Origin of the sequence: Rhodococcus sp. 05-2254-2, from assembly GCF_002259095.1 — a bacterium.
Taxonomy (GTDB): Bacteria; Actinomycetota; Actinomycetes; order Mycobacteriales; family Mycobacteriaceae; genus Rhodococcoides.
Window position 1 is genome coordinate 183,045 of the sequence record NZ_NOZJ01000021.1, and the last position, 13,411, is coordinate 196,455.

Sequence of the window (13,411 nt, forward strand, 5' to 3'; positions counted from 1 at the left end):
GCCTACCTACCGGATCCAGGCGCTCCGCGACGATCGATGGGGCTTCGCGGGGGTCAGTCTATCGGCTGACGCCGGATGAAGTCCGACATCCCCGGCACTGTGAACGCAATCCTGCCGTGTTCGGGGGACCAGATCAGGCCTTTGCGAATCAGGGAGTCGCGGACGTCGCTGACACCGGTCGTCGTTTGTCCCATTGCGGCGGCGACGACTCCCGAACGCGGTGCGTCGTCGGCAGCGAGGGCAATTGCGCGCATATAGCGCCGCTCCCTGTCGGAGGGGCGGTTCCATCGGGAGGGGAAGAAGCCTTCGTCCAGTGCTCGTCGTCCTTCTTCGACCGCGAGGTGGGCGTCGTCTTCGTCGAATACTGCTGTGGCGGCGACGTTCCAGACGGCTTTGCCGTATTCCTGCAGGAAGTACGGGTACCCGCCGCTGGCCTCGACGAGAATGGACAGGGCATCGGGGGTGAAGGACCCACCGTGCTGGTTGACCGGGATCTCCAGAGCTTCGGCGGCATCGGCTGGCGCCAGGGGGCCGATGGTGCTGTAAGCAAACTGCCGCTCCGCGTACGACCGGTTGTCGGCGAGCACCGACGGGAGATTGGGCAGGCCCGCGCCGATGACGAAGAACGGCCACTCCCGCTGGCTGGCCCGATGCTGCACCGACAGCAACGCGCCGAGAAGGTCGGAATCGAGGTCCTGCATCTCGTCGATGAACAGCCCGAACGCGGTGCCCTTCTTCTTCATCGCGGCACTGATCGCCTCGACCAGTTCTTCGAGGTCGAGGTCGATGTCCCCGCTGGCGGCACCGTGATCGAGCGACACTTCGACTTTCGCCGGTCCCAGGCCGACACCGAGGGTGAACCCGCGGGCGAGGGAGATCAGGTCATCGAGCGCTTTCTGCATCTGATGTTTGCGGCTGAACCGGCGCAGGCCGGCGGCGAGTTCGGAACCGAGCTTGGCGCGCACGGCGCTGACGCCTGACTCGTTGGGCCGCGCCTCCAACCCAATCGTCAACCAACCTTGTCGTTCGGCGTGCTCGGACAAATTGTTGAGCAGGGTGGTTTTGCCGACACCGCGCAGGCCCGACAGGATCATGCCGCGGTCGTAGTTGCGGTTCTTGCTCCGAGCCACGAGGAGGTCGAATTCTTCGCGTTGGCGGGTTCGCCCCTCCAGCGCTGGTGGCCGCAGCCCTGATCCTGGTTTGAAGGGATTCAAGGCGGGGTCCATATGGAGAACTATAGTCATTTATGGTGTTCTGTCCATAAGTGGTCATAATGTTCCATACTGATCGTGCGCAAACGAACCCGTGGCGTTCTCGGTCGTCGTTGGACTGGACTGCGTGACAGAGGTGGCTGCCTCCATGAGCAACTCTGCAGTTCAAGGACTCGGTGCTACCGGTCGGGCATACCGACTCGCGATCGACGACGCACGCGACTCGCCTGCCGTACGCACTGGTATCGGTCGATCGACCAGCGCGCGGCTCCGTTCCTCTCTATGCGGAAGTTTCGGCGCGCCGGTCGGTTCGATGCTCCTCCAACCCGCAGCTTCTGGTGCTTCAATGAGTCGAGAAATTCGAAGTGCCCCCGGAGTGCTGTTGACGAGGATGGTCTCTTGAAGAAAAGTGTCGTCGCAGTGGGTGTGGCGAGTTTTCTGTTCGCGGTCGGATGTTCGTCCGGCGAACAGACGACAGCAGAGCTGCATCGGCCTACGCAGCAGGCAGCGACTTCCGAATCGTCGACTTCTTCTTCGGCGGCTGCAAACACCGGCGAGAGTCCGAGAGGGAACAAGGTCAAGGCGTTCGACGAACGGGCGGGCCTTGGCTGCGAGAGCGGCGGCGGGTTCCCGTGTGAGGTCGAATTCGTGGTCGGAGCGCCAGTACCTGCGTCGGAATGTTCGACGACGCAGTATCAGCCGGAGTTCGGATCGATCCTGGCATTCCCCATTCGAGTCGAGATCTTGCCTGGTGTGAACGTAGCGCAGTACACGGCCATGTTCACCCCTGATTCGTTTTCGGCCGTTCTCGAATCGGGAGTGACAACTCCGGAAATTACGTCGCCGGCGGCATGGGTGTGCGCCGAGTCCAACAATTCGATCCCTTCGCAGCTGTCGCCTGCATCCACGTACGAGGGTTTCATGGTGCTCGACGTTCCCACTGATTCGACCACGATCGTGTTCCAGCCAGGGGTCATGGAGCCTGGCCAGGGAGGGTGGGAATGGCCGCTGTAGCGGCACCGTGTTCGGCCATCGACCCGGTCGCCCGTATCAACGCGCTTCCCGCATGACCGGCGACATCGTCGTGGCCTCCGAATCGGCCCGGCCGCCGCAGAAAGCGGACGTCCTCGCCCGGGCCTGCGCGGCCCTGACCGCCGGAGACGCGGACGCCGCCAAGGCCATCATCGGCACCGACTACCCACACGTCGTCGGCACCGCAGCGCAACGCCGATACACACTGCCCGAGATGCTGCGCACGTTCTACCGCGACGGCTTCCTCGACCGCTACTCCGGCGACCGACTGATCCACCCGGGAGCATTGAGGTTGCTGTCGGTCGTGCTGCCGAACGAGTTTCCCGCACATCCAAATTGGAAGATGACCGAGACGCATTTCGCGTTCTGGGAGCTGTTTCCGTCGATCGACCACGTCGATCCCGTCGCCCGCGGCGGCGCAGACGACGCCTCCAACTGGGTCACCACCTCGATGCTGCGCAACTCCGCCAAAGCGCACTGGACACTGCACGAGCTGGGCTGGACCCTGCGCCCTCCCGGCGACGCGCAGCACTGGGACGGCCTGTCGGGCTGGTTCACCGACTACCTCACCGAGCACCCGGGATTGGCATCGTCCTCGGGCTACCTGAGCCGGTGGCTGCGCGCCACCCGCGCCGTTCAGGCTGAACGCGCCTGAACGTTAGGCACGTCGAGACGGCAGCACCAGGGGAGTACCAGGCAGGCTCCATCCATGGGCGCGGCCGATAAGCAGCCCTTATGTCAGGCCATTTGGTTAGCCCCGAACGTCTTCGGGATTCGGTACAGCTTTTCGTCGAGTCTGCTCTCTAGCCACATTTCCATAGGCACCATCCATAGCCGGCCCGCTGTCCAGGCCTTTGAGGACCGTAGGAAATGTTCGATGACGAATTTTTCAGTGATTTTCGAGTCTGGTATGCGCACAGTGGACTGATGTAGCGCTGTTTGTCACTTCAGCTCCAGTGTGAGCCCCAATGCCTGGGCAATCTTGGCAATCGTAGCGGTCGTGACATCGTAGTTCGCCTCCACTCGCGCGATTGTCGGGCGGGAAACCCCCGATTTCTCGCCAAGCTCCGCCTGCGACCAGCCGTGTTTCTTGCGGGCGTAGCGGATGGTTTCGCCAAAGCCCACCTGCCCGGGCTCGCTCATGACTCCAACTCCGACTCGACCATTGAGCCCGGATCAGCGCGATGTTGGGTATGAAGGGCGTCCGCGGCGATCTCGGCGATCTGTTCAAGAAAGGCAGGGTCGGTCATGTAGGACTGGATCTCCTGCGACTCGCTCACCGTCTTTAGTACAGCGAGTCCAACGGCTCCGCTGAATCCTTCGGAAGCCTTGAGCTGCGCGACGGTGTTGTTCTTTGCCATCGCCACGGCCTCTTCGTTTGTGTCGAGGAACCCCCAGAAAGTCGTGATGAAGCCGGAGACGCTCTTGGGGCTCACGTCCACGCCCTTGGCTTGGAACATTTCGTTCACTTTGTCGATGGCCTCGTCCAAGGGGCCGCGTTTCGGCGTGTTCCCCGGCTTGTGCTCACCTTCGAACGTTGGAAGCTTGATCCCTTCGCTGCTGCCCTCGCTCAACGAGTGGTCCTCACTAATAGCGGACGGCACGAGCTTGACTCCCGAAAGCTGCACGCCCTCAAGGTAGCTGTCGTCGTAGTCAATGTCGTCGGTGTGGAGGTTGCGCCCTAGCAAGGTTGCAAGGATCGCTCGACGGTGTAGCTCGGGGTCCTGGTAGTCGACGATCTGGCTGAGAAACTGCCACGCGTTGCGGTAGCTGAGCACGTCCGTCCGGAAGCCGTTGAGAGCTTCCCTCTGCTCTTTGTCTTTAGTCAGCACAGCCTGCCGCCAACGGCCACTCCAGCGGTTTTTGATCGGCGAGAGAGCCTTAGCGATCGCTTCCCCTCCGGCGTCGCTCAGGAAGGCGTTAGCGACTTTATCCATCTCGTCTTGGTCGTAGAGCGCAGCCGTGTCCAGCCGCTCGCCGATCGTGTACAGCGCGTTGGGATCGACGTCTCCGTCAACGTAAGCATCTACGTAGTAGAGCTTGAAATCTTCCTGAACGCTCGCTGGGGTGTTGCGGAAGTCGACAACCATCGGAGCGGTCTTGCCCGGATACATGCGGTTCAGCCTGGAAAGGGTCTGGACCGTGGCGACGCCGGAGAGCTTCTTGTCGACATACATTGCCATGAGGCGCGGCTCATCGAAACCTGTCTGGAACTTGTTGGCCACGATAAGAACCCGGTAGATGCCCTCCTCTCGAAACGCTTTGGCGACTCCGCCGCGACCGTTGACCGAGACTTCGGTGACACTCTCGCCTGTCTCATCGGTAAGCGCGCCGGAGAAAGCCACCAACGTGCTCATGTCGGTGTAACCCTGGGTCGCGATGTAGTCGTCCATCTTCCTCGACCAGCTCAGCGCCTCCATCCGCGAGCTTGTTACGACCATGGCTTTTGCCTCACCGCCGAGCATCTGCATCACGTTCCGCCGGAAGTGCTCGATCACGACGCGGACTTTCTGCGCGATCGCGGTCGGGTGGAGACGGGCGTAGCGCACGATATTTGAGACTGCCTCGCCTGTATTAACCCGGATCTCGGTCTCGGACCCTTCCGCCTCAAGCGTGTTCTTCACCCGGAGGAACATGTCGTACGTCGAGTAGTTGGTCAGCACATCGAGGATGAAGCCCTCCTCGATCGCCTGGGCCATCGTGTAGGTGTCGAAGGCTTCCCAGCGGCCATCTCGCTCGGTGCCGAACAGGCGCAGCGTCTTTGCCTTCGGAGTCGCGGTGAGCGCGACAAACGTGATGTTGCTAGAGGCTGCAATCGCCGAATCCTTAGCCAACAACAGGTCATCGGCGCTGATGGTGTCCTCGTCGGCGTCAAGCTCGACGTCCGCCAGCAGCTCCTTTAGCTGACGCGCAGTGGAACCAGACTGCGAGGAATGCGCCTCGTCCGCCACCACGGCCCAGTGCCTGCCGCGCAGCTCTTGGGTGTCCTCGATGAGCTTCATGACTTCGGGGAACGTCTGTAGGGTGCACGTGATGATGTGATCGCCCTCAAGCAGCGATTTCTTGAGCTGCGGCGACTTGGCACCCGACTTCTCGCCAACGGCCACGACGAGGCCCTTGCTCGACTGCACAAGGTTCATGTCTTCGCGGATGTTCTCGTCGAGCACGGTGCGGTCGGTGACGACAATGACCGAGTCGAACGTCGACTTCGAATCGGGGCTCATGTGGCGGATCAGTCGATGGCTGAGCCAAGCGATGGTCTTCGTCTTCCCTGAACCAGCCGAGTGCCAGATCAGATAGCGCTTCCCGGTGCCGTTGGTCTCGATGTCGGCAACGACTCGCTCGACAGCGCGTAGCTGGTGGAAGCGAGGAAAAACTAGACGTCCTTCGTTTTTGCCGGCCTTGCTTGGCTCGAAGAGTGCGAAGTCTTTGAGGATGCGCATGAACATCGGGCGGTCGAGGATCTCACGCCATAGATAGTTCGTCGAGGAGCCTGTGCTCGATGGTGGGTTGCCCCCGTGGCCTTCGTTGCCCTTGTTGAAGGGCAAAAACACTGTGTCCCCGCCCTGGAGTTTCGTGGTCATATAGACGAGGTCGTTGGACACCGCAAAATGGACCAGCGCGCGCCCCGGCGCGAGTAGTGCACGGTTCTTGCCTGGCTTCCGATCTTCTTTGTACTGCCGGATCGCGTGGTTGACCGTCTGAGTGTTGTCGGTCTTCAACTCCAGGGTCGCGACTGGTAGTCCGTTGGCGGTGAGTACCACGTCGAAGGTCTCATTGGACGTCGTGTCGAAGCGAACCTGGCGGAGGATGCGCAGACGAACAGCAGCCGCAGCCTCTACCACCTCGGTCAAGTTGGGGTTTGCTGGTGGGAAGGCCATCATCGGCCCGAATTTCGCGGCAGGACGGCCGATCTGGGCGTAGATGAAGCCCTTGCGTAGTACACCGAGCAACCCGCCGACCGGATGCCCGGTGGTCGGGTCCATCTTGGTTGTCTTGGCGAGTTCTTTAGTGACGTGCTGGAGCAGCTTGCGCTCAGCGTCTATCTTCTGCTCGTCGACAAGATCACCCGGCACGGCCTTCTCGAACTCACCTGGGTACTGGCTGCTGAGCCAGTGCAGCACGTCGTCATCGACCATAGCGAGGGCGATGTTCCAGCCGGTCGGCTTGCCGCTGTCCTCGTACAGCCACCCACGCTCGGCAAGTTCGGCGCAGAGGTTGCTTTCAAACTCTCGTTCCATTAGTTGCTCGTGGCTCATGCGACTTCTTTCTGTCCGGTCACCACGTCGGCTATGAGCGCGGCTCGGCGCTCAACGAGCAGGGACTTAAACTTTGCAACTTTCGCCATCATGACCTCGATCTGGTCGGTGATCTCATCGAGATGGTTGGCGATGCGAGTTTGCTCCGAGTGCGATAGATGTGGAACTGGCAATTCGCGAGCCTTCTGGGAAGACAAGGCCGGTATCGTCGCACCGCCGACGATAATGTCGATGAGCCCAGCCGTGAAGTGGCCTTTGATGCAGTAGTTAAGGAATCTGCCGTCTGAGTCTGGATGGGGGCGAACGCGGATCACGTGGTTCTGGAACCCCCAGTTAGGCATGTCGTCTTCGAGTACGACGCTCCGACCGTAGCCACCGCCCCCTTCGACAATTAGGACATCTGCGGCCCGCAGATCGTATTTGCTGAGTTCGTCGTCACTCATCCACATGCGCTGATCGTCAAGCTCAAGGCCGTAGGGCTGAATAGATGCGGCACGCACGTAGTTCACATAACTTTCGCGGTCGTGCTTCTGAGTACCCTGCACAGTTTTACCCAGCGAAACGTCGGCGCAGAACTTCAGGCGAGTAAACACCGCTGTACGGTTTACGGTCTCGCCCTGGATCATGGCCGACCTTCTAGCATTGAGAGTTTCGGCCAGTTCGTCTAATTTACCAATCATCGCGTCGATTTCACTCGTCTCGCGGTCGAGGTAGTCGGCGATGGCCCGCTGAGTGGGCTTGAGCGGAAAGGAAATCTCCAGCTTCGCGAGGGCGGCACGGTCAAACTGCGTTGAACGTTCTCGGATGCCCTTACCATTTGCCGCTATCCAGCCGGCTGCAGTAGCCGCACGCAGGTAATACGCAAGAAATTCGAGGTCACAGTCGTCGCTCCGATAAGCATGGACCACGGGAGACGCTTTGCCGTCAGAGTCCGAGACGCCAATGGCACCGAAGCCGCCATCCATCGAATGTATGACCAAGTCGCCTTGTGAAATATGTTGGTAGCCAATTTCTTTCAATGCGTTGGTGAACCCCTCTTGACGACGATTCCGGCGCAAAGTGACCTGACCGTCTCGGAACGCAGTAACAATCTCGTCGTCTTCCAACGGTTCACGCCAGACCGGCTGCAGGACATACTGGGCCCTGCATGTTGTCCAGTTAGCAGGTACAGACGAGGGCCACGAACCTGATTGGGTCATTCCTCACTCACCGCCTCGAACATCGCTGCCAGCTCGCCCATAATTTTCTGAACATCGGAGTCGATTTCGGCGAGCAGGCGGGGCTCCTCGGGCGTATAGAAGATTCGCGTGAACGGGATCTCGTTGCCATGCTTGGCTTTGCTGACATCCCACTGCGCGTCAGGAGCGAACGGCAGCACGTCGCGTTCCATATGCTCAACTACGTCCTCGCTCAGCGGTACCCGTTCAGTCATTTTCCAGTCGTCAGCGATAACCGGCATGCCCTTGCGGTCGACAGCCAGCGGCGCATCGGCGGCGGGCACCGCCAACGCGCTCATGACTGCGCCGATAAGGCTGATGGAGGACTTCAGCCCGGCAGCTTTCGCGGCTTGAGGGAATGACTTCGGCAGCTCGTTCCAGGGCGTGCGATCCAGTGACTTCAACACCGGGATGTACCCGTCGGCGAAGTCTCGGTGTTTGCGTAAAAGCTCGACACTCGTCTCGCTGAACCGAGTCGCGAGCCTGGCTTGCTTGAAAACCGGTACGTCCCGAAACATGAAGTCCTCGGGTCTCATTACCCGCGAGATGACGGGGTCGGCGTGCTCAAACGCCTTGTACGCCTCAAGCACCACAGTTCGGTTACCTTTACGCATCTCACGGCGTTTGTCGCCCATGCCCTTTCGCATTGAGGCCCATTGCCCGGAGCCATCGATGAGCTGGATCTTGCCCTGGCGCTCGGGGTCCTTTTTCGTGTCGAGAATCCAGACGTAGGTGGCAATCCCTGTGCCGTAGAACATACTCATCGGCAAAGCAATAATTGCGTCGATGAGGTCCGATTCAAGTAGCCACTGCCGTATCGCGTTGGGACCTTTATCGCTGGTGAACAACGGCGAGGCGTTGGAGACTACTGCAGCGCGGCCGCCTTGGCCGTTCTTCGCTGCAGGGCTGAGCTTCGATGCGCAGTGTGCGAGGAACAGCATCTGCCCGTCGCTCGTACTCGGTAGACCATGGCTGAAGCGCGTGCCAAGCGCCTTGGCCTGATCACGGATGGACCTCTCGTCCGCCGACCAATCCATTCCGAATGGCGGATTGGAAAGCACATAGTCGTAAGTTTGTCCCTCGTAGAGGTCCTCTACGAGGGTATTTCCTTGCTTGATAGCGTCCGGTCGGCCTCCCTGGATGAGCAGGTCCGCTTTGCCGAGCGCGAAAGCGGAGGGCATGAGCTCCTGGCCGTAGAGCGTCACATCGATCTTGTCGTTCATCCGTTTCAGTGCGTGATGAGCGATGAGCAGCATACCTCCGGATCCAGCAGTTGGGTCATAGACAGAGCGCGCCGCGCTTTCGCCTGCGAGAGTGTCGTCATCGTTGGTGATCAGGATGTCGACCATGAGCTTTATCGCATCGCGCGGCGTGTAGAAATTGCCCGCGGCTTTGCCCTTCTTGTTGAAGGCGCGGTACATGATGTCCTCAAAGACGTCGCCCATCGTCGTGTTCTCAACATTGCTCGGCGCGAGGTCTAGCGTTGAAAAATGCTTCACGACGGAATGCAGACGATTTGCCTCGGCAAGGACTTGCACTCGTCGGACGAAGTCGAAGGAGACCCAGATGTCGGCGATGTTATTCGAGAACCCAGCAATGTAGCTCTTCAACGACTTCTCGACGTTGTCGTCGACGGACGCGATAGTGGCGAGGTCGAGCGGCGAGACGTTGTAGAAACTGAGCTTGAACCGGTCCTTGACCGCGATGTCGATCAGGTGCGGAGGCAGCGCGCCCCGCGAGGCGACGAAATCGGTAACCTGCTCCTTCGAGTCGGCCAGCATGCATTCCAGGCGACGCAGCACTGTGAACGGAAGAATGAAATCTCCGTAGTCTTCTTCGTCGACGATGTTGCGAAGGAACTTGTCTGCGGTGTCCCAGACTATGCGTGCTGTCGTCGTGCTCGTGCTGGTGGACGCCGTCGTCGACTCTGCCATGTCTGCTCGTTCCTGCTCGCTGCGACCATTCTTGTATCAAAGACTTTACATCAAATGTGTATCACGAACGTGACATTCGGCTGTGCGGTCAAGGGGGAGATGAATCGCATCGATCTACTGAGCTTGACCTCGGGTTAGCAGGGGCCAGCTACCGGACGCACTTAATTTCGCGGATATCCAACACTTCGTCGGCCTCGTTGGCACCCACAAGAACGCGGACGGAGTCCCGGCGCGGGAAGCTGGTGCGCTGCATCGCATCGGCCGGCAACTTGTTCACCTGACGCACAACCGAATTCTTTGCTCGCCCAGCGAGCCAACCTCACTCAGACACGCAGGGTTGTCGCAGGCACGGTCCGACCGTGTCCCGAGGCGCATGTCGAGTAGGGCCTTGTCTAGAAAGCAAGTTGAATACGATATTCATTGCTGATAATATAGATTATGTCAGGCTACAGTCGAAAGTCATTGTCATGCAACGTATGTCAATCCTACCTGCTGGCGCGACCGCCTGCCGGACATGATCTAGAAGTACCGCGGATCCGCCGTTGTGAAGCAGTTCCGTTTCGTGTTGCAAGCCGCGGTGCTGTTGCTCGAGATGGTTCGGATGCCAGCGGCGCGGGCATTCGTCGCCGATGCCCCCGAATCCGTTGTCTCCGATGCTTGCCACTCCTGGGCCGCTCCCGTCCGGACCGGCCTGGGTGTGGGAATGGAAGTGGGATGGCCAACGTGGGGTCAGCGTTGTCGACGGCGCATCGCGGGTGAAGCTGTTCTCGCGCAACGGAAACGACATATCCGCCTCGTTCCCGGATGTGGCGTCGGCGTTGTCGGATACGACGGCGGGGCGATCGATGATCCTTGACGGTGAGTTGGTGGCCCTGGATTCGGGCGGTCGGCCCGATTTCGGGTTGCTGCAACGCCGAATGCATGTCGCGCGGCCGTCGGCGGCGTTGCTGCGGTCGACCCCGGTGACGTATTTCGTCTTCGATGTCCTCGACGTCGACGGCGAATCGGTCCGGACGCTTCCCTACACGCAGCGCCGTGCGCTGCTCGAGGGTCTCGGCGTGGCAGACGGGCGGCGAGTGCAGGTGCCGCCGACTATGACGGGAATCGACGGCGAGACGTTGATGGGCATTGCCGCCGACAACGGTATCGAGGGGGTCGTGGCGAAGAAGGCTGAGTCGGTGTACCGATCGGGGATCCGGTCGCCGTCGTGGATCAAGGTACCGATCCGGAACGCACGCGAAGGCGTGATTTGCGGATGGGTTCCGACGGGCGGCCGCGCTGGCGGGACACTGGCGGCGCTGCTCCTCGGAGCGTACGACGAGGCGGGCGAGTTGGTCTACATCGGTCGTGTGGGAACGGGTTTCACTGATCGGATGCGCCGGGAGCTGCGGAGCGCGCTTGCTGATCGCACTCGTTCGGACAGTGCGCTGCACGGTCCGGTTCCGCGCGCCGACACGGTCGGGGTGTCGTGGGTGGCACCGGAATTGGTGGCGACCGTGGAATATCGCGAACAATCGGCAACGGGGCGTTTACGGCATCCCGCATTCAAAGGAATCCGATCCGATATCGCTCCCCGCGATGTCGTGACTTGAAAGGGTGCAGCTCATCGCCACATTCGTTGGTTACGCTGGCCGGGTATCCGAGTCCGTAGGCATTGTGTGTGATCGAAAGGTTTTTCGGCTGTGGCCAAACGAGTGACAACCCAATTGGTGGACGATATCGACGGGTCGTTCATCGACGACGAATCCGGCGAAACGATCGAATTCGCGGTCAACGGTGTCGAGTATGTGATCGACCTGAAAGCGAAGAACGCCACCGAGTTTCACAGGAAGCTCGACTACTACATCGAGCATTCGACGCGGGTCGGTGGCCGCAAGCGTAAGCCCTCCCCCGCCGGCGCGGCGACGCCCGCGAAGACCGGGACACCGGCCACGCGTGATCCGGCGCAGACACGCGCGATCCGGCAGTGGGCGGCCGACGAGGGTTACGAGATCAGCGATCGCGGTCGGATCCCCGCTGCGATCGAAGAGGCGTACAACTCAGCCCACTGAGCACCGCGACCCTGTCGGTGGTCGGCCCTACAGTGTCGCGTGTGAGCGAGTGCGAGTCCGTCGACGCGGCTGCGGTGCCCAATAACGTGCTCGACGAGCTCGCCGAGGTTCTGATCGACAGGCTCGATCAACTACTCGATCGGTTGACCGACCGGGCGTTGGCCGCGCCGACACCAGGGTCGGCTGCGTGGGAGTCGGAGTGGAGCATCCGCAATACGGAGACCGGCCGCGCCCGTGAACGCGAACGCTCTCGGATTCGCGCCGAATTGGTACGACGAGCAGGTGCCGGCCTCGGCACAGTCGGCTCCGCTCCCCCGGTTGCTTCGCCGCCCCTCGTCGATTCGGTGCCCCGATCACGCAGAGTGCGTGCAGCTCGTCGTCGCGTCGACGAGGCACAGCTCGCGTTCTTCTGAGATCAGCTGTTCAATTGCTTTCTTGCTGCTCTCGCGGACTGGTGTGGCGAGTTCGTGCGCACCTTCTGTGTCATCGCGCTAATTCGAGGCGGTCGCTGTCACCGTAGGTGGAAGAGCATCGACCATGGCGGCTACTTCGGCGTCCGATAGATCTTGGTCTGCGTCGGGCGGGGCGGGAATCATCTTTCGCAGGCGGTCAGGCTGAAAGGTGCTTTCGAGGAGCTCTACGGCACGGTAGATGACGGTTTCTTCGATGTGTTGGACGTGGTCGATGAGCCAGCCTTGAATTTCGTCTGGTCCCTCGACGTGGGGGCCGAAAAGGCGTCTTAACGCCTCAGGCTTGTACCCCCAGTCGATCAGCTCGGTAGCTGTGAACCAGCGGCCGGTGGGTCCGGGGGCCCAGTCTTCGTGGCCGTAGTGCGGGTCCGCCTCGTTGGTTGGACCTGGTTGTTCATCACGGGCAGGGTCTTTGGCGTCGTCGGGGATCCTGGTATCCGACATTGTGGTCTCTCCTTGTTCGATCTTCTCTGGTGTGGCGTTTCTGTCGTAGCCCATGGGTCCCCTCGTCTTCTGCGCTCGCGGTTGATGGTGTCTGCCGGCACCTCTACCGGCTGGCGTTGTCCAGGCGGTAGTTCGCGACTTTCCAACCGTGGTCCGTGCGTTCGAGGTCGACGGTGGCCGTGTATGCGGTGTACGGGGTGATCTCGCCGCTGGTGTGCTGCACGGTCTGCGAGATCACAACTGGGAGAGTGGCTTTGCCGGTGCCTATGGAGGGCTCGCCGTCGAGTGTGGTGATTGCGGTGACGATGTCGCTGCTGCGGGACCACGCGGACCACTCCGACATCGGTTGCGGCGCTGGAATCGGGCGTGCTGCGGCCGCGGTGGCCATCGGCCCTGTGAGGTTGTCTCGCTGCTCGTGCAGGGCTTCCCACGGTGAATCCTGTACTGCTGGTTGCCATGTGTACACACCGGACATGACGGACGTTGCTACTCCGGCCGGGTCCGTGGCCGAGGGGTCGATGGCAATTCCGGCGTCGGTGCCCGCACGCGGGGGTGTGTCCGAACCACGTGAGAAGAACACGATTGCGGCGGCTATGGTCACCACGCCGACGATGCCGAAGCACGCGAGAACGATTGTCGCTGTGCGGTTCATCTCGAGCGTTCCTGGGAATCGAGTGCATCGGCTGGATCGGTGTCGGAAATTTGTCCCAGTGCAGCGGCTTTGGCGATGACCTCGAGCCAGCCGGTGACGGGTCCGTGGGTGTCGGTGCGGTCGAGGATGTGTGCCATGTCT

At 60.9% G+C, this 13,411-nt stretch carries 13 protein-coding genes; 5 read left to right on the forward strand and 8 right to left on the reverse strand.

The window, feature by feature from the left end; all coding sequences use genetic code 11:
- Nucleotides 1–53: 53 nt before the first annotated feature.
- Nucleotides 54–1,226, reverse strand: coding sequence for an ATP-binding protein (locus CH283_RS23655; RefSeq protein ID WP_094639440.1), 1,173 nt, complete (start codon nt 1,224–1,226; stop codon nt 54–56).
- A 384-nt stretch (nt 1,227–1,610) separates the two neighbouring features.
- On the opposite strand from CH283_RS23655, the gene CH283_RS23665 reads away from it, so the two are divergent.
- Nucleotides 1,611–2,225: a hypothetical protein gene (locus tag CH283_RS23665; RefSeq protein ID WP_094639442.1), complete on the forward strand. Its 615-nt coding sequence runs from the start codon at nt 1,611–1,613 to the stop codon at nt 2,223–2,225.
- A gap of 52 nt (nt 2,226–2,277) precedes the next feature.
- Complete coding sequence (locus tag CH283_RS23670; protein WP_094639443.1) at nt 2,278–2,898, forward strand: HNH endonuclease; 621 nt, start codon at nt 2,278–2,280, stop codon at nt 2,896–2,898.
- 287 nt (nt 2,899–3,185) lie between these two features.
- Here the strand turns inward: CH283_RS23670 and CH283_RS23675 are convergent, their stop codons facing one another.
- From CH283_RS23675 to CH283_RS23690, 4 genes are all read right to left on the reverse strand, one after another.
- Nucleotides 3,186–3,386, reverse strand: coding sequence for a helix-turn-helix transcriptional regulator (locus CH283_RS23675; protein ID WP_094639444.1), 201 nt, complete (start codon nt 3,384–3,386; stop codon nt 3,186–3,188).
- Complete coding sequence (locus CH283_RS23680; protein WP_094639445.1) at nt 3,383–6,502, reverse strand: type I restriction endonuclease subunit R; 3,120 nt, start codon at nt 6,500–6,502, stop codon at nt 3,383–3,385. The genes CH283_RS23675 and CH283_RS23680 overlap by 4 nt, the downstream gene beginning before the upstream one ends.
- Nucleotides 6,499–7,608: a restriction endonuclease subunit S gene (locus CH283_RS28100; RefSeq protein WP_176456970.1), complete on the reverse strand. Its 1,110-nt coding sequence runs from the start codon at nt 7,606–7,608 to the stop codon at nt 6,499–6,501. Before CH283_RS28100 ends, CH283_RS23680 begins: the two co-directional genes overlap by 4 nt.
- 89 nt (nt 7,609–7,697) lie before the next feature.
- On the reverse strand, nt 7,698–9,653 hold the full coding sequence (locus CH283_RS23690; RefSeq protein ID WP_094639446.1) for a type I restriction-modification system subunit M: 1,956 nt from the start codon (nt 9,651–9,653) through the stop codon (nt 7,698–7,700).
- Between the two features lie 653 nt (nt 9,654–10,306).
- On the opposite strand from CH283_RS23690, the gene ligD reads away from it, so the two are divergent.
- From ligD to CH283_RS23705, 3 genes are all read left to right on the forward strand, one after another.
- On the forward strand, nt 10,307–11,245 hold the full coding sequence (gene ligD / locus CH283_RS23695; protein ID WP_094639793.1) for a non-homologous end-joining DNA ligase: 939 nt from the start codon (nt 10,307–10,309) through the stop codon (nt 11,243–11,245).
- A 90-nt stretch (nt 11,246–11,335) separates the two neighbouring features.
- Complete coding sequence (locus CH283_RS23700) at nt 11,336–11,704, forward strand: histone-like nucleoid-structuring protein Lsr2 (protein ID WP_094639447.1); 369 nt, start codon at nt 11,336–11,338, stop codon at nt 11,702–11,704.
- Nucleotides 11,705–11,745: 41 nt separating this feature from the next.
- On the forward strand, nt 11,746–12,117 hold the full coding sequence (locus CH283_RS23705; RefSeq protein ID WP_094639448.1) for a hypothetical protein: 372 nt from the start codon (nt 11,746–11,748) through the stop codon (nt 12,115–12,117).
- A gap of 78 nt (nt 12,118–12,195) precedes the next feature.
- Here the strand turns inward: CH283_RS23705 and CH283_RS23710 are convergent, their stop codons facing one another.
- From CH283_RS23710 to CH283_RS28485, 3 genes are read right to left on the reverse strand one after another with little or no spacing between them, the layout of a single operon-like run.
- On the reverse strand, nt 12,196–12,672 hold the full coding sequence (locus CH283_RS23710) for a hypothetical protein (RefSeq protein WP_141215291.1): 477 nt from the start codon (nt 12,670–12,672) through the stop codon (nt 12,196–12,198).
- 49 nt (nt 12,673–12,721) lie between these two features.
- Nucleotides 12,722–13,270: a hypothetical protein gene (locus CH283_RS23715; RefSeq protein WP_094639449.1), complete on the reverse strand. Its 549-nt coding sequence runs from the start codon at nt 13,268–13,270 to the stop codon at nt 12,722–12,724.
- Complete coding sequence (locus tag CH283_RS28485; protein ID WP_155290488.1) at nt 13,267–13,407, reverse strand: hypothetical protein; 141 nt, start codon at nt 13,405–13,407, stop codon at nt 13,267–13,269. The genes CH283_RS23715 and CH283_RS28485 overlap by 4 nt, the downstream gene beginning before the upstream one ends.
- Nucleotides 13,408–13,411: the final 4 nt, after the last annotated feature.